The sequence below is a fragment of the Paenibacillus sp. GCM10027628 genome (assembly GCF_042676385.1).
In the GTDB taxonomy this organism is placed as follows: Bacteria; Bacillota; Bacilli; order Paenibacillales; family NBRC-103111; genus Paenibacillus_E.
This window is the reverse complement of sequence record NZ_JBHTHA010000002.1, coordinates 749,152-774,981: the sequence shown is the minus strand read 5'-3', so window position 1 is coordinate 774,981 and position 25,830 is coordinate 749,152. Positions and strand designations below refer to the sequence as shown.

At 44.8% G+C, this 25,830-nt stretch carries 19 protein-coding genes; 15 read left to right on the top strand and 4 right to left on the bottom strand.

The genetic code is table 11. The features are described 5' to 3' along the window. Window positions 1-156: 156 nt before the first annotated feature. From ACFQZT_RS04575 to ACFQZT_RS04540, 8 genes are all read left to right on the top strand, one after another. Window positions 157-1,071, top strand: coding sequence for a carbohydrate ABC transporter permease (locus tag ACFQZT_RS04575; protein ID WP_379297955.1), 915 nt, complete (start codon window positions 157-159; stop codon window positions 1,069-1,071). 5 nt (window positions 1,072-1,076) lie between these two features. Then, window positions 1,077-1,961, top strand: a complete 885-nt coding sequence (locus ACFQZT_RS04570) for a carbohydrate ABC transporter permease (RefSeq protein WP_379296988.1) — start codon at window positions 1,077-1,079, stop codon at window positions 1,959-1,961. 22 nt (window positions 1,962-1,983) lie between these two features. Continuing rightward, entirely contained in the window at window positions 1,984-3,324 is a 1,341-nt protein-coding gene (locus tag ACFQZT_RS04565) for an ABC transporter substrate-binding protein (protein ID WP_379296986.1), read from the top strand. A 30-nt stretch (window positions 3,325-3,354) separates the two neighbouring features. Next, on the top strand, window positions 3,355-6,117 hold the full coding sequence (locus ACFQZT_RS04560; protein WP_379296984.1) for a carbohydrate-binding protein: 2,763 nt from the start codon (window positions 3,355-3,357) through the stop codon (window positions 6,115-6,117). A gap of 168 nt (window positions 6,118-6,285) precedes the next feature. Continuing rightward, complete coding sequence (locus ACFQZT_RS04555; RefSeq protein ID WP_379296981.1) at window positions 6,286-7,398, top strand: threonine aldolase family protein; 1,113 nt, start codon at window positions 6,286-6,288, stop codon at window positions 7,396-7,398. An 86-nt stretch (window positions 7,399-7,484) separates the two neighbouring features. Next, entirely contained in the window at window positions 7,485-8,402 is a 918-nt protein-coding gene (locus ACFQZT_RS04550; protein WP_379296979.1) for an aldo/keto reductase, read from the top strand. Between the two features lie 83 nt (window positions 8,403-8,485). Then, window positions 8,486-8,935 (top strand): RrF2 family transcriptional regulator, encoded by a 450-nt coding sequence (locus tag ACFQZT_RS04545; protein WP_379296977.1) that lies wholly within the window; start codon window positions 8,486-8,488, stop codon window positions 8,933-8,935. 166 nt (window positions 8,936-9,101) lie between these two features. Next, window positions 9,102-9,752 (top strand): nitroreductase family protein, encoded by a 651-nt coding sequence (locus tag ACFQZT_RS04540; RefSeq protein WP_379296975.1) that lies wholly within the window; start codon window positions 9,102-9,104, stop codon window positions 9,750-9,752. Between the two features lie 72 nt (window positions 9,753-9,824). Here the strand turns inward: ACFQZT_RS04540 and ACFQZT_RS04535 are convergent, their stop codons facing one another. The 3 genes from ACFQZT_RS04535 to ACFQZT_RS04525 form a co-directional block, all read right to left on the bottom strand. Next, complete coding sequence (locus tag ACFQZT_RS04535; RefSeq protein ID WP_379296973.1) at window positions 9,825-10,649, bottom strand: carbohydrate ABC transporter permease; 825 nt, start codon at window positions 10,647-10,649, stop codon at window positions 9,825-9,827. Window positions 10,650-10,660: 11 nt separating this feature from the next. Then, the gene (locus ACFQZT_RS04530) at window positions 10,661-11,551 is read right to left on the bottom strand and encodes a carbohydrate ABC transporter permease (RefSeq protein WP_379296971.1); all 891 of its coding nucleotides are present in this window, start codon (window positions 11,549-11,551) and stop codon (window positions 10,661-10,663) included. 82 nt (window positions 11,552-11,633) lie between these two features. Beyond that, window positions 11,634-12,989 carry an extracellular solute-binding protein gene (locus ACFQZT_RS04525; protein WP_379296969.1) on the bottom strand — a complete coding sequence of 452 codons (1,356 nt, stop codon included), beginning with the start codon at window positions 12,987-12,989 and terminating at the stop codon, window positions 11,634-11,636. Between the two features lie 223 nt (window positions 12,990-13,212). On the opposite strand from ACFQZT_RS04525, the gene ACFQZT_RS04520 reads away from it, so the two are divergent. Then, the gene (locus ACFQZT_RS04520) at window positions 13,213-15,018 is read left to right on the top strand and encodes a sensor histidine kinase (RefSeq protein ID WP_379296967.1); all 1,806 of its coding nucleotides are present in this window, start codon (window positions 13,213-13,215) and stop codon (window positions 15,016-15,018) included. After that, on the top strand, window positions 15,015-16,616 hold the full coding sequence (locus ACFQZT_RS04515; protein ID WP_379296965.1) for a response regulator: 1,602 nt from the start codon (window positions 15,015-15,017) through the stop codon (window positions 16,614-16,616). The genes ACFQZT_RS04520 and ACFQZT_RS04515 overlap by 4 nt, the downstream gene beginning before the upstream one ends. A 400-nt stretch (window positions 16,617-17,016) precedes the next feature. Here the strand turns inward: ACFQZT_RS04515 and ACFQZT_RS04510 are convergent, their stop codons facing one another. After that, the gene (locus ACFQZT_RS04510) at window positions 17,017-17,925 is read right to left on the bottom strand and encodes an AraC family transcriptional regulator (protein WP_379296963.1); all 909 of its coding nucleotides are present in this window, start codon (window positions 17,923-17,925) and stop codon (window positions 17,017-17,019) included. 188 nt (window positions 17,926-18,113) lie between these two features. On the opposite strand from ACFQZT_RS04510, the gene ACFQZT_RS04505 reads away from it, so the two are divergent. The 5 genes from ACFQZT_RS04505 to ACFQZT_RS04485 all read left to right on the top strand — a co-directional run bounded on the left by ACFQZT_RS04505 (window position 18,114) and on the right by ACFQZT_RS04485 (window position 25,804). Next, window positions 18,114-19,415 carry a glycoside hydrolase family 30 protein gene (locus ACFQZT_RS04505; protein WP_379297952.1) on the top strand — a complete coding sequence of 434 codons (1,302 nt, stop codon included), beginning with the start codon at window positions 18,114-18,116 and terminating at the stop codon, window positions 19,413-19,415. Window positions 19,416-19,424: 9 nt separating this feature from the next. Next, window positions 19,425-21,428 carry a beta-galactosidase gene (locus ACFQZT_RS04500; protein WP_379296961.1) on the top strand — a complete coding sequence of 668 codons (2,004 nt, stop codon included), beginning with the start codon at window positions 19,425-19,427 and terminating at the stop codon, window positions 21,426-21,428. 128 nt (window positions 21,429-21,556) lie between these two features. Then, window positions 21,557-23,344 carry a sensor histidine kinase gene (locus ACFQZT_RS04495; protein WP_379296959.1) on the top strand — a complete coding sequence of 596 codons (1,788 nt, stop codon included), beginning with the start codon at window positions 21,557-21,559 and terminating at the stop codon, window positions 23,342-23,344. Continuing rightward, the gene (locus ACFQZT_RS04490) at window positions 23,341-24,390 is read left to right on the top strand and encodes a response regulator transcription factor (RefSeq protein ID WP_379296957.1); all 1,050 of its coding nucleotides are present in this window, start codon (window positions 23,341-23,343) and stop codon (window positions 24,388-24,390) included. Before ACFQZT_RS04495 ends, ACFQZT_RS04490 begins: the two co-directional genes overlap by 4 nt. Before the next feature lie 103 nt (window positions 24,391-24,493). Beyond that, on the top strand, window positions 24,494-25,804 hold the full coding sequence (locus ACFQZT_RS04485) for an ABC transporter substrate-binding protein (RefSeq protein WP_379296955.1): 1,311 nt from the start codon (window positions 24,494-24,496) through the stop codon (window positions 25,802-25,804). Window positions 25,805-25,830: the final 26 nt, after the last annotated feature.

The following is a 25,830-nucleotide window of genomic DNA, read 5'->3' as shown; positions in this document are numbered from 1 at the left end:
TGTATCCAGCGGCCTATCGGATCGGATCATCGAATGAAACAGTGCTTCGACTTCGTCGGAAAGGACCACTCGATTGCGAAAGCATTCATTAATTCGAAATATTTGAAAGCGCTTTCAAAGAAAATTGAATAAAGAAGGGAGGGAATCTTTTTGAAAGTGGCATCCAAAGCTAAGGTTTACCGTCAATGGATGAATGGTTATATGTTCATCCTTCCTTCAATAATCGGGTTCAGCGTATTCGTCGCCTATCCATTGATTTCATCTATTTACTACGCATTGACCGAATGGGACGGCTATAGCGAGCCCAAGTTTATTGGATTCGAGAATTTCCATTACATGTTTACAGTCGACCCTGCCTTCTGGGAGTCCTTGAAGGTGACTTTCTACTACGTTCTGCTCAATGTGCCTTCTTCTCTCGTTCTAGGCCTTATTCTTGCAGTTCTTCTCAATCGTGCTCTGCCCGCTATTAAATTTTTTCGAATCGCTTTCTATTTGCCGACGGTCATACCTGCTGTAGCATCCTTGACGATGTGGCTGTTCATTTATCATCCGCAGTATGGACTTGCCAATCAAGTACTGAATTTGTTCGGTCTACCGGCGTCAACTTGGCTCACCAGCGAGAAGACGGCGCTGTTATCCATTATCATAGCCGGATTATGGCAGGTAGGTTCCGGGATGATCATCTTCTTAAGCAGCTTGCAGTCCGTGCCGAAGGACTTGTACGAAGCTGCAGAGATGGACGGAGCCAAAGGATGGAAAATGTTCTCACATGTGACGTTTCCTATGATCACGCCGATTCTGTTTCTCCAGCTCATCCTTGGTATCATCAGTTCTTTCCAATCTTTCGCCCAAGTTATCGTTTTAACCTCAGGCAGTTCGACCCCAGGCGGACCAAACTTCTCGGCGTTGCTTCTTAATTTCAAGATTTATAGAGATATATTTAACGATAAAATGTTCGGTTATGGCATTGCAGAGGTTTGGATTTTGTTCTTCATCATCATGCTCTTCACACTTATCACTTATCGTTATTCCAATCAATTCGTATATTACGAGAATGATCATAGGGGGTGAATACGATGACCGTCACTAAGACCGCGATAATTAAGGGAGTAACGACGGAAATCTGCGGATTCAAGTATTCGGTAGCGGATTCGGTACGATTCTTGATTCTTCTTATCGGTTCCATTGCGATGTTGTACCCGATACTTTGGATGATTACGATTGCGCTAAAAGGGAACACGGAAATATTCAAAATTCCGCCCGATTGGTACCCGAAAGAATTTCATTTCGAAAACTTTGTCGATGGCGTGAAGACGATACACTTCTGGCATGCTTTCGGCAACTCGATGCTAATTACCGTGATCAGTACGATCGGTCAAGTTGTGAGCTCGGTCTTCGTTGGTTACGGGTTAGGCAGGCTTCGATTTCCTGGGCGAAAGATGTGGTTTTCTTTTTTCGTAGGTAGTCTAATGATACCCAGTTTCGTCGGTCTTGTTCCAATCTTCCATATGTTCATATCCCTCGGCTGGTACAATACATGGCTACCGATCATCGTGCCTGCTTTTCTTGGCAATGCGACTTACACTTTTTTATTCGTCCAGTTTTTGAGTACAATTCCAAAATCGTTCGACGAGGCAGCCAAGATAGATGGGGCGGGGGATTTTCAAATCCTTAACCGTGTACTTGTCCCAATGACGATGCCGGTCATTGTCACGATGGTTATTTTCTCTTTTAACGCATCCTGGAACCAGTACCTGGAGCCGCTGATCTATTTGGTGGATCAGGATAAATGGCCGCTCTCCGTTGCCCTCGCTTCTTTCTCATCGAACTGGACGACACAGTGGAATTATTTTATGGCGGCTGACTTGATTTATATGCTGCCGATGATCATCCTCTTTTTCCTCGGTCAAAAGTATTTTATGCAAGGTCTTGGGTCGGTCAATTCCGCCGGCTTGAAATAAACAAATTCAGGAGGTTGCGATTATGAAGACAGTTAAATTAATTGGTGTGGCTGGAGCATTGACGCTGGCACTGGGGATGACCGTCGGTTGTGCGAACAATTCGAACCCGGGAGGGGGAACAACTGCTCCTGTATCAACGTCCGGAAACGATTCAGGCGGGAAAAAGGCTGCGGCTGTCGAAGTCACACTCATGACTTGGGAATCTCAGGAAATGAACAATAAAATTATGGCTTCGATGAAAAAATTCGAAGAACAGAACCCGGGTATTACGGTCAAAATGGTACCGGCGCCTTTGAAGGATTATGGCATCAAAATCAATGAAATGATCGCGGCCAAGAAAGCCCCAGATATTTTCATGACTGGCAACGACATGGAGCTTCAAAACGGCGCGAAGGGCCTGCTTTATGACTGGTCGGCCCAAGCAAGTTCGGATAAGGCATTTATGGACGGCTTTTATGCCGGGGTCACCGATAGCTGGAAATGGAATAATAAGCTATACGGCCTGCCTGGCCTTCTGAATACGTACGGTGTGTTTTATAACAAAAAAATGTTTAAAGACGCTGGGCTTCAGGAGCCGAAGACGGGCTGGACATATGACGAGTTTTTCAATGATATGGCCAAACTGGCATCGAACAAGGGGGGTATGCAGCAATATGGCTATTATGGACGACCAGATCCATTCAATATATCGCTTTATTCGGTATCGGCGGGGGGCGCATCCTTTACGGATTCGATCGTAAATCCGACGAAGGTGGAAGTGAGTCCCCAGTATGTCGAGGGCGTAAAGAAGTATCAGAAAGCAATTGCGGAGGGCTCCATGATGCCTCCGACTATCGACGCTTCCAACGTCATGGCGTCCTTCAAGGACGGAAAAATTCCGATGACAATGCAAGGGCAATGGGTGGCGGACGATCTGATCCGCAATGCGCCGAATCTGGAATGGGGCTTCGCACCTCAGCCGGTGGTGAAGACGCAGGCCGAGATTTATGATGCCGTCGGTTTTTGCAGCCCGGCTGCTATCAAGAATCCGGATGCGGTCTGGAAGGTGCTGAAGTATCTCGAATCGACGATGTATCAAGAAGTGCTGCCATCCACTCCTGTCGCGCCTGCTGCATATAAATCAGCTACCTCCGCCTACTTTGACACGCTTAAGAAAGCGGGCCATCAAGATTTGGCAGACGGGATCGACTATATTTTGAAATCGCCAAGTATTCAACCGGTTCGTTTCGTTACAAGCTGGGCAGGGAAGGCGAATCCATTCATCGACTCTGTCTGGAACAATGTCCTAGGCGGCAAAGGCGGCGAGAAAGAACTGAAGGATATGGCCGACAAGGTTAACAAAGTCATAGCGTCTTCCAAGTAATTTAAAAATCATATCAGTGGAGGTAAGGATATGGCACTGGAAAAAATTAAAAGTTCAAAAATCTTATGGTTGACTATAGCGTTTGTCTTTATTGTTTCTTCAATAGTCAATGGAAGTACAAAAGCATACGCACTTCCTTCGTCAAATGCAGACACGGCCATAGAAGCATTTAACGCCAAGTTTTGGGATAGCAACGCGAAGTATTATTGGACGAATTCCAATCATGGCGGTGAGTATCAAGGCTTTTGGGTCGAGGCTGAACTTTGGGAAATGGTCATGGATGCCTATGTTCATACATCAAATGCTGCCTTGAAAGCAAAGCTTAGAACTCAGATTGATGACATATTTGATGGTACTGTAGCCAAGTATGGAACGGATTGGACAAACAACCACTTCAATGATGATATCATGTGGTGGGCCATGGCAAGCGCAAGAGCATACGAAATCACGAAAGAACAAAGATATTTAGATAAGGCAAAGTATTATTTTGACTTTGTTTACAATACGCAGTGGGATGACAACTTTGCAAATGGGGGTATCTGGTGGATGAATAGTGAGCATACCACCAAGAATGCCTGCATCAATTTCCCTGCAGCTGAAGCAGCCGTTTATCTTTATAACCTTACTAAGGATAATCACTATCTGGATGCAGCTACGCATATATACAGATGGGGCAAAACGATGCTTACAGATGGAGAGGGAAAAGTTTTTGACCGTATAGAGCTTCAAAATGGCGCTGTCCCGGATGCAACGCATTACAATCAGGGTACTTTCATAGGCGCAGCTGTAGGACTATATAAAATAACCGGAAAAACCGTATATCTCGATGATGCGGTGAAAGCAGCGAAATTTACCCAAACTCATTTAGTGGATGCCAATCATTTGTTGAACTATGAAGGACCAAATGGGGATTTAAAGGGTGGTAAAACGATTTTGGTCCGCAATTTGGCCTATCTTCAAAAGGCTTTAAATGATGGGCCTGAAAAGACCTATAAGCCGTTTAGCAAAGACTTCAACAACTGGCTTGCTTTTAATACTCAAATGGCGTGGAACAATAGAAATACTGAAAATATTGTAGACGGAAATTGGGCAGGGCAGTTGCTTTTCGGAACTTATGAATCCTGGTCATCAGCCGCTGCTGTTGAAGCATTGACTGTTTTATCACGGGATGAATCCAAGGATGTTGATCTAACCTATGCTCCTAAAAATGCTTTCAATAAGATAGAAGCAGAAAGCTATAATATCGGCACTGGATTTATTATGGATGGCAGTATAGAAGGAACGTTGCAATTGGGTGGAATTCAGCCAGGATACTATGCAGCGTATAAAAATGTAGATTTTGGAACGTCTGGTGCTACAGGCTTTATTGCCAGAGCAGCAAGCGGAACCGGCGGGGGTAACATAGAAGTAAGGTTGGATTCAGTAAATGGTGCCAAAGTCGGTACCTTAAACGTCCAAGGAACAGGCGGCTGGAATAACTATTCGGATGCCGTTACGGTTCTTAAGGATGATCAGGGCAATCCAAGTACAATTACAGGGATTCATGATCTATATCTTGTTTTTGCCAAAACGCAAGATCAATATTTATTTAATTTAAATTGGTTTAAATTCACCGCAACGGATCCAACCAAAACAGATGCATATGCAAGGCTGAAAGCCGGTAATTATGACAGCAGTTCAGGTCTTAGTAAAAATGCGGACTGGGGATTTTTAGAAGGCATTAAAAACAACGCTTTTGCCTCTTATAAAGGAATTGACTTCGGGCCTGGCGCGGCTGGAGTTACTGCTCACGTAACAAGCGGCAATCAAGGCGGCACGATTGAAGTGAAGCTAGACAGCTTGGATGGTCCAACTGCAGGAGTTATCGGAATTCCGGCTTTAGGAAATTGGGATAACTGGGTAGATATTATGGCGACTGTAGATGATACCAAAGCTGTAGGTGTTCATGACGTATATCTGATCTTTCATGGAACTAATGGAAGCGACTCACCCTGCAATTTGGATTGGTTCTCTTTTACAACGGTAAAAGGCAAAGCAAGAGATGCGTATGGAAAGTTAGAGGCTGAAAATTACACCAGTGGTGTGGGTTTCGGTACTGAAAATGGCGGAGGGCAAACTTACCTTGCTGGCATTTATGGTCCTAAGAGCCCCTATGCCATGTACAATTATATAGACTTTGGAAGCTCAAGCCCAACTAAATTTTATGTAAATGCAGCAAGCGATACAAGTGGTGGAACGATCGAAGTAAGGTTAGACGGCATGAATGGCCCCGTTATAGCAACTTGTGTTATTTCGGGAACCGGCGGTTGGCAGAACTTCAAAGTTTCTTCCGCGGATATTACAACACCGGTAACAGGAAAGCACATTGTATTCATGTTGTTTAAAGGAAATGATTGGTTATATAACTTTGATAAATTTACCTTCGGCGACCCATCGGTTTTCACAGCACCAACTCCACCGCCTGTACCTGTTGAAGATCATGTTCCTCCAGGTGAGGTGGAAAATGTTCAAGTGATCAGAGGTGATGACAGCATGACGTTATATTGGGATGGTCCATATGATATGGATGGTCAAAAGGTTCAAATTACTCTACTAAGAAATAAACAACAAATTGGAAACATAATAGAAGTTAATAGAGGCATACAAACTGCTGTTTTATCAGGAATTGAAAAGGGTAAGCACTATACGATCTTAATAAAAACCATAGATGCATCAGGCAATGTATCGAAGGGAATCATGATAAATCCTCAGAAAGATGTTGAGGATACTAGTACTCATCCAATAAAGAATTAAGGAAAAAATCGAAAGATGACCTTTATCCGGGCCAAGGGTAAAGGTTTTTTTTATACCGCAGAAGTTCGGTTAAAAGTCCCACGACCCGCTGCGAACTGTCTTGCCTAGTGGTATAATTCCATTGATGCTCAAAGTCGATTGGGCATCAACGGAAGGAGCAACATACCATTGAACGGAAATCATACGCTATCAGAAGCATTTTATCAAACCACCTATTCATTAGTAGGTCATGGCAAAAGAAATATTCAAATATTGAAAGATGCATTGAATGAGATGGATGGGATGCTGGACAGCGATATTTATGGTGCAGGCAAGTTGATCGAAGATTTTCAGGATCGTATTGCGCAGTATTTGGGTAAAGAATCAGCGGTGTTTTTCCCTAGCGGGACCATGGCACAACAAATCGCCTTAAGAATTTGGTGTGATAAAAAAGGGCGGAAAAAGGTTGCCTATCATCCTCTATGTCATTTAGAGATCCATGAAGAAGATGGGCTGAAAGAGTTGCATCAAATAGAGACCGTATTATTAGCAGATAAAAGCAGACCGGTTCAGCTGGAAGACGTACTGAACATGAATGAGGATATTTCATGTTTATTGCTGGAATTACCTCAACGCGAGATTGGCGGTCAGTTACCGGCCTATAGCGATCTTGAAGCCATTTCCGCATATTGCCGCGAAAAAGGGATTAAGTTACACCTCGATGGCGCCAGACTTTTCGAAATTGTTCCGTATTATCAAAAGTCGGCTGCTGAAATTTCTAAGCTTTTCGATAGTGTTTATGTTTCGTTTTACAAAGGGATTGGCGGGATTGCCGGAGCGATTCTCGCTGGCGACGAAGTTTTTACAAAGGAATCGAAAATATGGAAAAGGCGGCACGGCGGTGATCTCATTAGCCTTTATCCTTATATCATCAGTGCAGATCACTATTTTAAACAAAGGCTGCCTAAGATGGGTCAGTATTACGAAGAAGCTAGAGAATTGGCCGGATTTTATAATCAGTGTCATGCCGTTGTAACAAAGCCTTTGGAGCCTGTTTCTAATATGTTTCATGTTCATTTTGATATGCCTAAAGAGAAGTTGGAACCTGTCTTAATCGACATTTATGAGACAACAGCTATCGGTTTAACTGCTTATTTAAAAGAAACAAGCGAGACCAGCTGTTATTTTGAAGTTAATATGGGTGACCGGTACTCCCAAGTTCCCAAAGAAGCGTTGATACAAGTTTTTCAGATGCTGGATGAGAAGTTAAGAGAAGCCGATGGCGGATTCTGTAATTCTTGAAACCTGCTATACAAGTATGGGACAATAGTAAGGGTATTCGTTTAACTAATGAGCAAAGTAGAACATGAAGGAGGATGTACTCGGAGATGAGAACGATCAAGCTAGGCACGAGCACACTAGAAGTTCCGGTTATTGCGGTCGGCTGCATGCGAATAAACTCGCTGGACAAAAGCGATGCAGAGCGCTTTGTTCAGACGGCGCTGGAAGAAGGAGCGAATTTCTTCGATCATGCGGATATTTACGGCGGCGGTACCTGCGAAGAAATATTCGCAGATGCCATCCATATGAACGATGATATTCGCGAGAAGATGATCCTGCAATCCAAGTGCGGCATTCGGAAAGGCATGTTCGACTTCTCCAAAGAACATATTCTGGAATCGGTGGACGCCATTCTTAAGAGGCTGAAAACGGATTATCTGGACATTTTGCTTCTGCACCGTCCGGATGCGCTTGTGGAACCGGAAGAAGTCGCCGAGGCTTTTGATCTTCTAGAGAGCTCGGGAAAAGTACGGCATTTTGGAGTGTCCAATCAGAATCCGCTGCAAATTCAATTGCTCAAGAAATCGGTCAAGCAGCCGCTTGTGGCCAACCAACTGCAATTAAGCATCACCAACGCCACAATGATCTCGAATGGGTTGAATGTGAATATGGAGAATGACTCCGCCGTGAACCGGGACGGCAGCGTGCTTGATTATTGCAGGCTGAACGATATCACTATCCAGCCGTGGTCACCTTTCCAATTCGGATTCTTTGAAGGCGTATTTCTCGGTAACGATAAGTTTCCGGAACTGAACCAGAAGATCGATGAGATCGCTGCAAAATATGAAGTAAGCAACACGACCATCGCCATCGCATGGCTTTTGCGCCATCCGGCGCGCATGCAGCCGGTAACGGGTACAATGAATATAGAGCGGTTAAAAGATTGCTGTAAGGCAAGCGAGGTCCATTTGACCCGCCAAGAATGGTATGAGATTTTTCGCGCGGCAGGCAATGTACTTCCGTAAGTACGATTAGAAAAACAACTCCAGGTCTTCATTGACCTGGAAAAAACGGATATGGATAGTCAGACATATATGGGGGAATAAAAATGGATGTGGAAAAATGCACGGGCAAGCATCATCCGAAGTGGTTCGGACTGGCGGTTCAGGCTCTTGTCATTTTGTCCAAAGAAAAGGTTCAGACTTGCCCGAGCGTCGAAATCGCCGGTTCTTTGCAATCGGAAGCGACCCTTCTTCGGCGGGTGCTTGCAGTTCTTGCCCGCGAAGGATTTCTGGAAACGCGGGAAGGCCGTGACGGGGGCTACCGGCTGAAAAAGTCGCCGGAGTCGATTACGTTGGCCGAAGTTTACGACGCGTTCCAGGCCGGTATTCCACTTTGTTTCGGAATTAAGGAAACGACGGGAACGCACCCGTTCGGCGTTGAGATGAAGGCGGCATTCTCGGATATTACGGACGAGATGGAGCAGAGCATCCGCCAGGTACTTGGCCGTTACACGATTGCGGACTTGGCGGACAGGCTGCATACAAGGTATGATTGAAAGGATAACGAAGAAGTGAAGTTGACGGAATGAGGGCGGCGATATTATACTGTGTAATATCCAGCACAGTTAATACCGCTTTTTTACTGGGTTTACTGTGCAAAAATATACACAGATATGGAGTTTGATCTCAGATGATGATCAAATCCAAGGAGGATGATTGAAGATGACCCTTTCGCAAGTGTCCACACAGGTGGAACAACCAAACTTTTTCAACGTTATTCGGGAACGCCGCTCCGTCCGAAGCTATGATCCTTCAGTGAATATCCCGCTCGAAGAGCTGACTGAAATGCTGGAACTGGCTACCTTGGCTCCTTCCTCTTCCAACATGCAGCCGTGGCGGTTTCTCGTTATCGACTCGCCGGAATTGAAGGAAAAGCTTCTTCCGATCGCTTTCAATCAGCAGCAGGTCGTCGAAGCGTCTGCCGTCATCGCCGTTCTTGGCGACCTGGAAAGTAAAAAGAAGGCACCTGAAATCTACGGTCAGGCGGTCAAAGCGGGCTTGATGCCCGAGGAGACGGCGAAATTATTCGTTGAGCGAATCCAAAGCCAGCCGTCGGAAGCATTCCGACAAGTCGCACTCGTCGATGGCGGATTGATTTCTATGCAGCTCATGCTAATTGCCCGTGCTAAAGGCTATGATACAGTCCCGATGGGCGGCTACGACAAAGACGCATTCATGAAAGCTTTCGGCATTTCCGAACAGTACGTTCCGATTATGCTGATCGCTATCGGGAAAGCAGCTAAGCCGGCACATCAGACGACAAGGCTGCCAATTGAAAATGTCGCGTTTTTTAACGAAATGCCCAAACCGTAACCCCATGCAAAAAACCTTCGTGAATCCGCCTGAATGCAGGCGCTCCTCGAAGGTTTTTTATCTTTTTGATGATCAGCCCTTAACTGCACCCGCTGTGACACCTTTTGTAATCTGCTCATTAAAGAGGGCATAGATGATGATCGCGGGGATCGAGGTCAGTACCATGACCGCGAATTGTGATCCATAGTCAGAAGAATATTGACCGGCAAAATTCATGACGGAGAATGGTAACGTTTTGAGTGCATCTTTGCTCAGGAAGGTGGATGCCATAATAAATTCGTTCCAGCAATTTAAAAATGTAGTTACGGCAATCGTTACTAACGCCGGCATAGTAAGCGGCATGATGATCTGAAAGACGATTCGGTAAATGCTGCAGCCATCCATAACAGCTGATTCTTCGATCGCACCGGGAATGCTCCGTAGAAATCCCGATAAAATGAAGGTTCCAAGCGGAACCGAAACGGCTGTGTAGGGCAGGATTAGACCTAAATAAGAATCCGTCAGTCCCAAGGTTTTGAATATAGCAAAGTTAGGAAGCAGCGTTGCATGAATCGGGATCATAATACCGAGCAGGATAACCGCAAAGAAAAAGGATCGTGTTTTCCACTGCATGCGCGTGAACGCATAGGCGAGCGACAAGGAGAGGAAGACGGTTAAAACAATGGTTACAGCAGAGACAAGCACACTGTTCAACAAGTATTTCGGAAACTTGCCGTCCACCCAAGCGTTAACATAGTTTTGCCACTGCGGCGAGCTCGGCCATTTCAAAATGGCAGATGAGAAGAAGTCGCTGCTGCTGTTGAATGAAAAATCGACTAACCAAATTAAAGGAAACAATTGCCCAACGGATACAAGAACGAACAATATCCATAATATCGTTTTATGCTTTTTTTTCATATCATCACCGCCTAGTATTCTGCGACATCGCTACGGATTAATTTGTTGCTTACGTACGTAGCGATCAAGCATACGAGAATAAATAGTATGGAAATTGCATTCGCATAGCCGTATTGGCTCGCGGAGAATGCTTTGTTGTATAAATAAACGGCTAAAAATTGCGTGGAATCGCCTGGTCCGCCATTTGTTGTAAGAAATACGGTTTCCATTTGTTTTAAAGCTGTAATCAAAGCCAGTGTAATTTGAACCGCGATGACAGGTGAAAGTAATGGCACGGTAATTTTCCAATGCAGCTTAAGTCCTGATGCGCCGTCCAAATGCGCGGCCTCGTACAGATCTTCCGGAATGCCTTTAATTCCTGCGTAATAAAACAGTAACGCCCAGCCGAAGCCTGACCAGATTAAGATGAACAGCAAGGAACCTAATGCAGTATGGGTGTCCCCCAACCAGGCATGCTTAAGTGATCCGAGCCCGATCATCTCTAATATTTTATTGAACATACCAAACTCGGGATCGAATACGGTCAACCACATTCTGGAAATGACGACAACGGAGATGACGCAGGGAATGAAGAAAATGGTGCGAAATACTTTCTCTGCTTTTCCGCCGATACGGTCGAGCATGATGGCAAAAAATATACTGATGGGGTGCTGAAGAAAGATGCAGCCGAGTCCTAATAGGAGTGCATTTAAGAGCGATTTCCAAAACCGCGGGTCGTCGAAAAGCAGTTCTTTGAAGTTTTGAAGTCCGACCATATGAATTTCGGTTCCGGGTCCAAGCGTATCGGTCAGGGAATAGAAACCGCTCAATATAATCGGTGCAAGAAATGTTAATATGAACAATAGAATGCCTGGAAACACGAAGAGAAAAATAGCCAGTTTGTTGCTAAGCACTTTTTGCATGGTTCTTAGGGCTCCTTCCGAATAGATGCAGATAAGGACAGGAATCGATACCTGTCCTTATCTGTTTTTGTTCATTTATCGGTTACTTTTTTTGCTTTGTGGCCGCTGTTTGCAAATCGCCAACCAGCTGCTCAGGTGTAGAAGATCCGGCGAAGAATTTACCGAATGCATTTTGCACGTCATCTTTGAATGCAGGAGTTCCATAGTCAATAAAGGACACGCCTGCGGTTGATGTAGCATTCACCAATATATCCGTAAGTTGCTTCTGAATCTCGCTTTCTTTACCGGTCAATGCATATTTTTGAGCAGGTACGGCTGCGCCTGTGTCCCATGCATTTTTGGCCCATTGGTTAGCGCTCATCAAATAATCGAAAAACTTTTTAGCTTCATCCGGATGCTTGGAGGAAGTCGTCAAGGCATAGCCGCCGCCGTTCCAAGCGAGCAAGTCGGATTCTTTACCTTTGCCGCCGTCAACAACAGGGTATTTAATGACACCAAGATTTTTACGGAACGATTCAGGAAGTTTATCATTCGTCGCCATTCCAGCTTCCCAAGAGCCCATATACCACATTGCCGCTTTTTCTTGTGTGAAGATGTTTTGCGATGCGCCGTAGTCGGCTGTCATGAATGCATCTTGGAACATTTTCACATCGAGCATCTGTTTCAAGAGCTTTGCTGTCTGCAGGAAGTTTGGATCCTTATCGAAAGCGTTCTTTTGATCTACCGCGTCAAGGATCGCATTCTGGTCGCCGCTTATGCGCTCAGCCGTATTCTGGAACATCTCGCCAAAACTCCACAAATCTTTGCCGTTCGTAGACATTGGCGTGATTCCTTTTGCTCTGAACGCTTTTGCCGCATCGAGAAGTTCATTGTAGGTTGTAGGTACTTTGACTCCGTTATCAGCAAACATTTTTTTGTTGTAATAGATGACCTCGTAATCACTGTTTCTAGGCAATCCGTAAATTTTGCTGTCAAAGGTGAAAGAACGGAAAACCCCCGGAAGGAAGTTATACTTTTCTCCTTCATAATCTTTGAGATTTAATTCTTTAACATATTTGGCTTGTACAAGCGTACTCAACTCTGCGCCGCCATGTACCATTGTGATATCGATGGGCTCGTTTGAAGCCATGTAGGCTTTCAGTTTGTTTTTGAAGGGTTCTTCGGCAAGCGCTTCAACTTCAATTTTTACATTCGGATTTTCTTTCATGTAGTTGTCAATGGACATTTGTTCGGCGAGGCCTTGTCCGGATTTGCGATCCGGCAGGTTGGAGAAGAAACGCAGGGTAACAGGAGTTCCTTCTTTTTTGTCTGCCGTTGCCGGGCTTGAAGAACTTTGACTTTGTGTGTTAGTGCCCCCGCATGCAGCTAATGTGCTGATCATGGCGATGGCAGCGGTCAGGACAGTGGCCTTAACAAATTTGCTTTTGTGAGTCATCATATTCGCTCCCCCTATAAGCTGATTTGGTAATTTGGTTGATTTCATAAACCGATCATAGCAAAGCGAGCGCGATCGGGTCAGTAGAAAAATGGCGGGGAAAGTTTAAAAATGTCGAATATTTCTTTATCTTCGTTGTTAATTCAAATCAGAGAGGATACAATACTTACAAAAATGTACTTATTCATTTAGGTAAGGTTTGTGATGCCAGGTGGGAAATTTTTATTTGAATTTGAGTATTAAATATAAAATTTTCATTTTGTTTTATTTATTTATCGTAATCATTTCATTAACGCTTGGTTTTTATTCTTACCAGACTTCAAGCAAACAGATTGTCAGTAAGGTCAGTTCCACGAATCTTGGTGTCATTAAGGAAGTTGACAGCAACATTACGGCGCTTCAAAAAAACATTGCGGATTGGGTCACCGTGTTTAGTCTGGCTTCTGTGGTGCAGGAAGGACTTATCAACAATGTCGGTGAATCGAAAGAATTGGAAAGCATGCTGTATTCGGGACCTACGGCGTCCATTATGAATCAAATGCTGGTCACAAGAAATTTCGACTATTTAGCGCTGTACGGCAAGGGCCAACAGCCCGTATTTCAAGAAGCCAGCGATTACAGCGGCGGACCCAATGCGTTCATGACTATTCAAAAAAGCGCTATCTATGCACATACGCTGGAATTGAATGGCGCCTCCTACTGGTTTCCGTTGAAAGATGAAAACAACGTGTTTTTGCAAAACAACCCGAATGAGAAAATCGGCATGAGCCGGATTATCCGAAGCGTATCGGATGGAAGTATGATCGGATTTATTTTCGTAGGCATTAACCTGGATACGATCCGTGATAAGTATCTCAAACATTTATACGATCAGGATCACGGGATTCTCATCATCGATGTTAACGGCAATCCCTTATTAAAAGCTGGAAAAGAGTTTTATCAGTCCGCAGATGAGGCTCCATCTTTCGCAAAAATCAAGAGCTCCACATCGCCGGGGTCGATGGTCGTAAAAGAACATGGAGAAGACTTATTGATCACCTACAGCGGGATAAATGAGAACGGCTGGCAAACGATATATGCGGTTCCGCTGGCGTTGCTTACGAAAGAGCTGAGTTCCATCAAAGTGTTTGTCCTTGTGCTTATCCTAGTCTGTTTGCTGCTCAGCATTCCATTTATGATGATTTTAACATCGCTGCTCACCTCGCCCATTCAGAAATTATTAAAATCGATGAAAAGGTTTCAAAATGGCCACTTTGATGAGCGGGTGGAAATCATGTATAAAGATGAGATTGGAGAGTTGAGCCGCGGCTATAACAGCATGGTCGTCAATATCGAGTCCTTGGTCAACGATGTATATTTGCTTCAACTCAAAGAAAAGGAAGCGGAGCTAAAGGCACTGCAGTCTCAGATTAATCCCCATTTCCTGTACAACATGTTGGATACCATCTTTTGGGAGGCCGAAGCTGCGGGTCAAAGCCAAATCAGCGAGATGATCATCAATTTGTCCCGATTGTTCCGCTTAAGCTTGAACCGCGGCAAAAGTTTCACAAGTGTGAAAAAAGAGAAGGAATTCATCGAGTTATATTTGGCTTTGCAAAAAATGCGCTTTAAAGAACTATTACATTACCGCATCGATATATCGGAAGAGATAGAAAGCGACGTCATGCTTAAGCTGATTTTGCAGCCTTTTATCGAGAATGCTTTGATTCACGGTATTGAGCGGAAGCGCGGCGGAGGGAATTTGACCGTAACAGGTTCACGATCCGGTGACTTATTGCAATTTACCATTGAAGATGACGGCCCGGGTATGGATGAATCGGTTGTTCGAAACATGCTGGAAAACCACAACGAGAGCGATGTCTATACGGCTCAAGATACGAGTGGATATGGCATTCAAAATGTATATGCAAGACTTAAGCATTATTATAAAAATGGTTTTAGTTTGAACTATCATAGCGAAACCGGCAAAGGGACAAGGGTGGAAATCAGCATTCCCGCCATATCCGAAACCCAGGAGGAACAGAGAGCATGATCCATCTGATGATTGTAGACGACGAAGAACGGGCGCGTACCGGCATACGGACATTAATTGATTGGCCCGATCATGATATAACGATTGCTGCGGAAGCGCGAGACGGGGCGGAAGCCATCGAGCTGCTCAAACAACATCCTGTTGATATTCTGTTGACCGATATTCGCATGCCGGTGATGGACGGCCTTACGCTTATTGAGCATGTAGCCGCCGATTACCCCCATATCAAATGTGTCATCATGAGCGGTTATGACGAATTCGAATATGCCAAGAAGGCGCTTGCCATTGGGGCCAGCGATTATTTGCTGAAGCCAAGTCGAAGACAAGAAATACTGGATACCGTGCTCAAATTGAAAGATTTGATTGAGGAGGAACAGAAGCAGGTGCGGAAGCTGGAGCAGCTTCATGCCGGTTTTCGCGAGAGCTTTCCTTTGCTGAAAGAGAAGACGCTGAGTCGCCTCGTTACGACCGAGAATCCTCCGTACGATCGGCTTATGGCCGATTTGCTTATCCATGGCTTCGAATTTCCCTATCTGTTCTTTGGTGTGGTCATTTTACAAATCGATAATTTTCATTTGATGCAGCGGAAGTATGGGCATGAGGACATCGAACTTTTTAAGTACGGCATGAAAAATATTGTGGAAGAAACGCTCTCCGCTACAAGAAAGTGCGCAGTTTTCGAGCATCAGGATGATCTCATTGTGATCATCAATACGGAGGAATGGACAGAAACGGAGACATTGCTTCCATATATCGAACAAGTTCAACAAAATATTAAAAAATATTTGCAATTTTCGGTTTCAGCCGGCATCGGAAGCTTCGATAAAGATATCAGTCATTTGAAATCATCTTACCGGGAAGCCATGAAGGCATTGGATTTGAAAGTTTTTATGGGGAAGGAACAAATTGTTGACTACAAAGCAACTGTAGATGACGATCCCATCTATACTTCATACCCCTTAGCGCAGGAGAAAGCGATTCTCCAGGCTGTTATGAACGGCGATCATGCGGCGATCTTGGTCAAATTGAATGAATTTAACGACGCGCTGAAGCCGGAAGGGACCTCCAAAGAACATGTGCTGAAATCAACACTTGCTCTCGTCTTTGCGCTATATCGTTTTTGCATTGAGAAAAACATCAATACGGATCTCGTCTTCGGACAAAATTTGGCCGAGCTCACGCATATTCTCGAGCACTCCAGCATGGATTACATCATGCAAGCTATCTCCGATATTTTGCTAAGCGTCAGCGAGCAGCTGAACATGAAGAAAAACGGCAATAAAATGTTTCAAACCATTCTTGATTATATCCAGCATCATTATCACAAAGATATTAATCGTGAAACGGTTGCCAGGGAAGTATTCATCACGCCGGGGTATTTGAGCCTGCTGTTCAAGCAAGAGTTAAAGACGAGCTTTCTGGATTATTTGCATAAAATCCGGATCGATCGGGCGCGCGAGCTGCTTCATAATCGAAGCCACAAAATAAGCGATATCGCGCATGATGTCGGTTATAATGACGAAAAATATTTTTTTCAGGTGTTTAAAAAGTACGTTGGGATGACCCCTACCCAGTATAGGAACAATCTTGGGGATTAGAAAAAGCTGCCATGTGAATGGCAGCTTTTTTCTGTACAGGAAATGATGCGGGATTGCTGATTTGTGGGACAATTAGGATTCATTTTGGAGGCTGATATGTGTCTGTTGGCTGATGTTTTGTTCTTGGGTGAACGTCCCCTTAGTCGGAGTTTTCTCTCTCTCCTTCTCCTTCTCTTTGAGAACAATAGTTCGCTATTAGAGACTTTTGTTCTTTCGAGATCCGTTTGGAGCATATTTCCAATAAAATTGAGACCAGATGGGCGCTATTAGCGACTTTATTCTCTAAATGGTGCTGGGTGCTTGCAAACTGCCAATCGCTGTAAGCGACTGTATTCCCTAATGGTGCTAGATGCTGCACACTGTCAATCGCCCGCAGGGTGCTTGTTCCATGCTTAAAAAGCTAATCCGTTCTTGCGGATTGACGGTACTGCAGCGGACTCATGCCTGTCCATCGTTTAAACTGTCTGCTGAAATGAGAGAGATGCGAATAGCCTAACAAGGATGCAATTTCCTTTAAAGGTAGGTCAGGCTGCTGGATTAGCACCTTAGCTTCATGAAGCTTAAGCTCGGATAAATAGTGCCGCGGAGACATCCCGTACACTTTGCGGAATACTTCAAGGCCATATCCCGGGCTGATGCCAAGAGATGAAATGATCTCTTCGATCCGCAATGACTTGTCTAGTGCGGCTGTTTCATCGATGAGCGCATGTGGATTAAAGTTTGCTTTAATGGCTTCGGCGATCGCTTTGGCATATTGAACGGATGTGGGGGGAATATTTTCATGCTGAACTTGCGCCGCGAGGACGATTTGCGCCAAAATGCCGAACAATTCGAACAAGGTGGATTGTAAGCGGAACCGGTCCGCTAACGTATACTCGCTTTGCTGCTGCCCCATTTCAACCCATTGATCGAGGACTTTGCGCAGCTTTACATTTTCTTCGGTTTCAGAAGGGAATAGAATCTTCGAGTTCTTAATCATTTCTTGACGAAAAAGCGGGTCATCCACGTTGAAATGAGCCGTAAAATACGTCATCCCATCTTCTGAAGCGCAGCGATTTGCATGCTTAAAGCCTGGCGGGATCAGAATAATGTCCCCTTCATGCAAGAAGTAGCGGCTCTGTTCCATCAGCGTTTCCTGAGAACCCGTCAGGATGAGGTTGATTTCAAACCCGATGTGGGCTTCTACCGGCATTTCCCAATTTTTTTTCACTTGCTGCTGGTGGGCCCCGTAAAATTTCACATTCCAATCAATGACGGGAAGCCACCGGACTTCACTGCTCCATCCTAAAAAATGTGTATGCTTTTCCATTTCGCTTCACCTTGGTTTTGGGTAAATTTCACGTTGTTTGGACAATCGCTTGTCTTTCTACTCTCAATCTATAATAAAGAGACGTAAGGAGCAAGTCAGAGTAGTAATCCGGGATTGACGATACATGAACAAAACGATTGGAGGCAAAATGGATGGATAGCACGAATGTTCGATGGATTTCAAGCACAATGGATGCGGTATGGAAGGAAAGAGAGGTTCCTGATTTTGGAAGCGGCGACGCCAATCTGACGATAACCCCAGACCAATTTCAAGTCGTGGAAGGCTTTGGAGGCTGTTTCAATGAGCTTGGTTTCGCGGCGCTTAGTCATTTATCAGATGAGGAAAGAAGCAAAGTCATGCATGCCCTGTTTCATCCGGACGGCGAGCATAAGTTCAGCATTTGCCGTCTTCCGATCGGTGCAAGCGATTACGCGCTGGAGTGGTATAGTCTGAATGAGACAGATGGGGATTTGGAAATGAAGCATTTCTCTATCGAAAGAGATTTGAAATATTTAATTCCTTATATCAAAGAAGCACTGGCTTATAATCCGGAGCTCAAATTCTTCGCATCCCCTTGGAGTCCGCCAACCTGGATGAAGTTTCCGAGAGCTTACAATTACGGGACTTTACGCTGGGAAAAGGAGATTTTAGAAGCTTATGCGCTCTATTTCGTTAAGTTTGTAGAAGCCTATCGCAATGAAGGCATTACCATTCATCAAATTCATGTGCAAAATGAAGTCGTTGCCGATCAGAAGTTTCCCTCCTGCTTATGGACAGGGGAGCAGCTTCGCGATTTCATCCGCGATTATTTGGGGCCTGCTTTCGACAAGCATGGGATTGATGCTGAAATTTGGCTCGGCACGATCAATGCGCCGGAACCATGGCAGGAATGGTTGAAAAAATCGACATCCGATTTTAACGCATACGCGTTCACAGTGTTAAGCGATCCGGAAGCCTATAAATATGTAAAAGGTGTCGGCTACCAATGGGCAGGGAAATACGGCATTCAGCGCACCGTTCAGAGCTATCCCGAACTTCGCTACATGCAAACGGAAAATGAATGCGGCGACGGAACAAATACGTGGGACTATGCCAAATACGTGTTTAACCTGTATCAGCACTATTTTACAAATGGCGTGAACGCTTATATTTATTGGAACATGGTGCTGGAACCGAAGGGACGGAGCACTTGGGGCTGGGAGCAGAACTCGATGATTACCATCGATCCCGCGACGCACCAAGCTGTCTTTAATCCCGAATACTACGTGATGAAGCACTTTTCCCACTTTGTTACTCCGGGTTCCAGACGGATCGGCTTAAAAGGTCCATGGACCGGCAATGCACTTGCATTTGAAAAGCCAAACGGGGAGAAAGTAGTCGTCATCGCCAACCCGTTCAAGGAACCTAAAGTTGTTCAATTATCTGATGGAACCAATGTTCGTGCATTTGATCTTGAACCTGAATCGTTTAATACGATTGTATTTAAATGAGGTGATGACATGAAAGAATTGTTATATGGGGTAGCCTACTACACGGAATACATGCCCTATGAAAGATTGGAACAAGATATCCGGATGATGAAGGACGCAGGTATCAATCTGGTGCGGATAGCCGAGTCAACATGGAGCACGCATGAACCGCAGAATGGCGTATTCGAGTTTTCCCACGTTGATCGTGTGCTGGACGCGATGCATGAGGCAGGCATCAAAGTCATCGTAGGAACCCCAACCTATGCGATCCCTACTTGGATGGTAAAGGAGCACCCGGACGTTTTGGCAGAAACGGCGAAGGGGCCTGGCCGCTACGGCGCACGTCAAATCATGGACATCACCAATCCGAAGTATTTGTTTTATGCGGAGAGAATCATTCGCAAGCTGATCGGGCATGTCAAAGACCACCCCGCCATTATCGGCTATCAGGTGGATAATGAGACGAAGCATTATCAAACCGCAGGTGCGAACGTACAGTTCATGTTTGTGAAATATATGAAAGACAAGTTCGGCACCGTTGAACGCCTAAATCAGGAGTTCGGACTTGACTATTGGAGCAACCGGATTAACAGTTGGGAGGACTTTCCATCGGTCGTCGGCACCATTAACGGAAGTCTGGGTGCTGAATTTGCTCGATTCCAAAGGCAGCTGGTCACCGATTTTCTCGCTTGGCAGGCATCTATCGTTAATGAATATATGCGTCCGGAGCAATTCGTTACGCATAACTTCGATTTCGAATGGCGAGGCTACTCGTTCGGCGTTCAGCCGAATGTGGATCATTTCGCCGCTTCAGCACCGCTGGATATTGCCGGCGTGGACATTTATCATCCTTCTCAGAGCAACTTAACGGGAATCGAAATTTCGTTTGGCGGCGATGTGACCCGGTCTTTGAAAGGAAGCAACTATTTCGTTCTTGAAACGCAGGCGCAGGCATTCCCCGATTGGACGCCGTATCCCGGCCAATTAAGACTTCTAGCCTTCAGCCACCTGGCTTCTGGCGCTAATATGGTCTCTTATTGGCATTGGCACTCGATTCACAATTCGTTCGAAACGTACTGGAAAGGCTTGCTGAGCCATGATTTCGAATCGAATCCCGTTTATGAAGAAGCGAAGACGATCGGCAGCGATTTTAACCGGCTGTCGCCTCATCTCATCAATCTGCGGAAGTCAAATCGGGTAGCGATGCTGGTCAGCAATGAAGCATTAACCGCGCTGTCATGGTTCCCTCTTCCTGGCGGGAAGATCAACTACAACGACATCGTGCGCTTGATGTACGATGAAGTTTTTAAGATGAATATCGGCTGTGATATCGTGCATCCGGACAGCGATAGGCTAGAAAATTATGATCTGCTTCTCGTTCCGTCTCTATATGCGGCTTCGGACCATCTGCTGGAAAGACTGAACGCATTTGTTAAAAACGGGGGCCATATCGTTTATACGTTTAAAAGCGGTTTTACGGATGAGCATGTGAAGGTCCGAACCACTCTGCAGCCCGGCGTGATCCAAGAAGCTTGCGGAATTCGCTACAGCATGTTTGCGGAGCCGAAGTCCGTTTCATTCAAGGGTGACCCTTTTGAAGTTGGTGCGGAGCATAATAAGGTGGAAACTTGGATGGAGCTGCTTACCCCAACGACTGCTGAGGTGCTGGCAAGCTACGACCATCCTCACTGGGGAGCTTACGCGGCTATAACCAAGAACCGTCATGGCAACGGTACAGTTACCTATGTCGGTTGCCTGCCTAGTGCTGCTGTGATGAGGAAGGTGCTTGAAACGGCGGTCAAAGATGCAGGACTATGGGGAGCAGATCAAAATATCCAGCATCCGCTGATCGTGAAAGCGGGTATCAATGATCTTGGGAAAACGGTTCGTTACTATTTTAATTATTCCGATCATACCGAGTCTTTGAAGTATCCGCATGGTGAGGGAAAAGAACTATTGAGCGGACAGGATGTGAAACAAGGCCAAGTCTTGGAGCTATCCCGCTGGGGATTTGCAATTATTGAGGAAGCGTAGATGACTTCGATATAAGCTTACATTACTTTGCGGGGAGCCCCGGAAGGTCAACAACGAGCATCTTATGAACCAGGCTGCCAAGGAAGGTAGTCTGGTTTGTTTGCATAGGATGGAGGCTGGTGAGATTTATGATGATTCTGGCAAAAAAATGTTTTCGCTTCCTGTTTAGTCCGTTTAGGCGCAGTATTCGTAACAAACTGATTGTTACCATGATTTTATTATGCTCTATTCCTCTTATCTTCGTCACCTTATTGGCAGCTGAAAACACAAGAAAGTCCGTTGAAACCGAGGTCATTGAATCCAATTTGACTAGAATCGATTGGACGGCAGGCTATCTGGAAGACCGGCTCAATCAGCTAAACAATATTATTTATTCGATGTTGATCAATGAGAGTTTTAACGAAAACATGCGAAAAACGGACGATTCGAATTTTGCCATCGCATTTAATGCCCAAAAAGGCGTGACAAATACCGTCTTGTCGATTTTTTATTCCAATGTCAAAGATTTAAACGGAATTCAGGTTTTTCTAAAAGACGCCAACAAATATTTTACGATTGATAATTTGAAAGGCGTAGAAGTCACAACACCAAACCATATTCCGTTTCAAATCGAACCCATTTTTGCCCAAAATATCGACTTTACGATTCAAAATGCAGGAAGCGGGCAATCTTTTTATCTGGCTAGAAGTATTAATCGGTTTGAAGACCATGCAAGACTCGGAGGCATTTCCCTGGAAATAAAATGGACCGTCATGGAAAATGCCTTGAACTTATTAAATCCCGGCCAGGAACACGCTGTACTTGTTGCCAACGAACAAGGAGAAATTTTGTATCAACCGGCAAGCAAGATGACACCTTTTTTCTCACATGCAGAAATTCTGCGAATGACGGATCCTGGTCCCGGATATATCCGAACTAAGGATTATTATGTGTTTTATAATACGATTCACCCAGGTAATCTTAGACTGTTCAAAATAATACCCACGAGCTTCATTGATCATAGCGCGCAAAAGACGCTGCAATATGGGATTGTCATCGGCGTGATTTCCATTCTCTTTTCCATACTCATCGCTGTGTTCGTTGCCTGGAAAACATCAAAGCCGATCGTTCATTTAGCAAGATCCATGCAAGGAATGATTCCGATTAAAGATAGCGAAGTCCCGGTCATTTCACGAAAAGATGAAATTGGTTTGCTTGAATCGCGCTTTTATAATATGTCCTATCGGCTAAAAGAGTATATTAAAACGGAATACAGCATGAATCTGGAGAAGCGGACAGCTCAATTGAAAGCGTTGCAATCGCAAGTGAATCCCCATTTTCTGCAGAATACTTTACAGTTAATCGGCAGTATGGCTTTTTCGAAAAGTCCGGGTGAAATCTACGATGTGATCCGTTCATTAAGCGAGATGTTCCGTTACGTGATCCGAGATCCCGTTGAATTGACGACCATTCAGCATGAGATGGCACACCTCAACAATTATATGTTTATCCAGAAGCAGCGGTTTACATCAAGAATTTCATCAAAAATCAGCATTGAGCCCGGTATGGAGAATGGTTTGATCCCCAAACTGACTTTGCAGCCAATTGTAGAAAATGCATTTATACATGGACTGGACAAGAAGACGGGCGCTTGGGAAATTCATATCACGGTAAACCGGAGTCTAATCGGGATCGAGATTACGATCGAGGATAACGGCCTGGGAATGGACGAATTGGTCTTGCAGCGTGTAAGGATGGGACTAGCTCAAACTTCCGAACAAATATGGACGAATGGCGAAAGCATCGGATTGAATAATGTGGCGGCGCGCCTCTACATGCATTTTGGAGAGCCTTATGGGATAACGGTAAACAGTCAGCCTGGCAGGGGGACTATGATCAAACTTCATTTGCCTTTGAATGGGAGGGAGCAATCATGATTAAAACCCTCATCGTAGACGATGAACCATGGAACCGGGAATTGATTAAAAGGTTTGGCGAATGGGAAGCAAACGGCATGGAGATTGTGGGAGAAGCTGAGGAAGGGACAGAAGCCATCCAATTAATTGAACGCTTATCGCCCGATTTGGTCATTACGGATATGAGGATGCCGGGGATGGACGGCATTGCATTCATCCGGCATATTTACCAATGCTTTCCCCATATCCAAATTATTGTGATCAGCGGGTACGATGACTTTGTCTATGCGAAGCAAGCGATTCTCTGTCAGGCCAAGGATTATCTGTTAAAGCCCATTGATCCGAAGGAACTGAATCAAGTTTTACAAAAATGCAGAGCTGCAATAGAGGCGATATCGGTTCCGCGAAAATCCCTTTCCTTAGATATTGAGCAGCTTCAGCTCATTAAGAGTGTAATGCCTGCGTTGTCCCTATATGTAGCTGAATTGAAGGCTGATAAAGTTGAACACACCTTCCAGCAACTGCTCATTCAATTGCAAACCTTCAACAGCGTAGATCCGGTTGAGTGGGAGCGAATTTATCAAGAATTTATGCTTCTCCTTAACGAATTGATGATGAAAAATTTGCTTAAAGCTTCCTCATTATTATCGGAAGAACCCGTATATTTTTCCTCTTGTGACCAGATGATTGAAGGTTTGACCAAGGCGTATTCCGCAGCAATCGATCAATTGGTTCAAGAACGGAAATACAAAAACAAAATGAATTTACTGGATATAAAAACTTATATCGATCACAACTACACAGGATCACTAACCGTTGAGAAAATTGCTCAAGCTTTTTTTGTCAGCAATGTATATCTAAGCCGGGCTTTCAGGAGCGAATTTGGGCTCACGATCACAGATTATATACAGCACCTTCGCATGGAACGTGCCAAAGAATGGCTTCTCAGCGAGCAAACGCCTATAAAAACAGTAGCGGAACTGTGCGGTTATGAAGATGTCGCCTACTTTTATCGCGTGTTCAAGAAACATTTCGGCGTGGCCCCGGGTGAAATGCGCAAAGGTTAAAAAAGTGCAATGAAAGCGGTTAAATCCATCCAATTAACCGCTTTCATTTTTCGATTACAATGAAAACGTAATTACAAGTGACATATAGGGAGGTCAAATGAAGATGAAGAAAAGCTGGAAAGCAGTACTCAGTTCCGTGGTCGTTGTTTCCGTGATCGCAGGTTGCAGCGCAAAGGGAGATAGCGATCAACCCGCAAGCACAACCGGCGCGAAAGCAGCCGAGAGCAGCGCCGCATCCAAAAGCGTGACCCTTAAAGTGTTTCTCGCTCAACCCCGCTTTAAAGAACAATACGACAAATTCGTAGCAGATTTCGCAGCTAAAGAGAAGGCGGATAAAAATATTGACGTCAAGGTTCAGATGGAGATGCCGCCTAACGATCAAGCAAGTCAAATTTTAAAAACCAGATTAGCTGCTAACGATGTGCCGGACGTGTTCTCGCTTCATGCCATCAATGATATTCCCACTTATTATAAAGCGGGTTACATGGAAGATCTTTCGAAAGAGCCTTTTGTAGACAAACTCCTGGACAGCGTCAAACCGGCGGTAACCATTGACAACAAAGTAGTGGCCGTTCCTCTCGAAACCCTGTACTGGGGCTACTTGTACAATAAAAAAATGTTCGCCGATCTCGGATTAAAAGTTCCGACTACAGTCACGGAAATGAAAGCGGTTGTCGAGACTTTAAAGAAGAATAAAATAACGCCGTTTGAGCTTTCTTACAAAGAACAGCAATGGGGTCAGTTATTTCTTCCACTGACGGTCGGAGGTTTAGCCAATACCGACAACAAAGATTTTATCGAGCGTATGAACAGTGACAAGGGATCTTTCTCCGAGATCAAAAACCAGCTATTTGCTAATTATGACCTAGTCAACGCTAACGGTACAGAAAGAGCGCTTGAAGTGTCCTCTGTTGATGGGGCGGCAGCATTTGCTCAAGGGAAAGCGGCGATGTGGGTGAATGGGCCTTGGTTCGCTGAATCGATTCTCAAATCGAATCCGGATATGCAGATCGGCGTAGCACCGTTTCCGATCAACGACAATCCTAACGCTACGATGATAAATATGAGCGTTTCAACCTCTCTGGCTATAGCATCCGCAAGCAAAAACAAGGAAGTAGCGCGAGACTTTGTTAACTTCATACTTGATGATAAGGAGACGAATGAGCTTTTCAAAAGCCTGAAGTTTAATCCGCTTGCGAAGAATCATACGTTTGAAAGCTATCCTTGGGTCGTTGATGCGTTAGCCTTTGTAAAGGAAGGAAAATCGTACAAAGACCCTGTCATGCCCCCTGCGGTCAAAGACGAAGTCGGCAAGCTTCTGCAGTCTTATTTTGCCAAACAAGTGTCGCAGGATGATGTGATTGCGGGACTGGATAAAGCTTGGAAAAACGCGAACAAGATTAACAACAAGTAGCATGAAAGCCCGTACTGAAAGGCAGC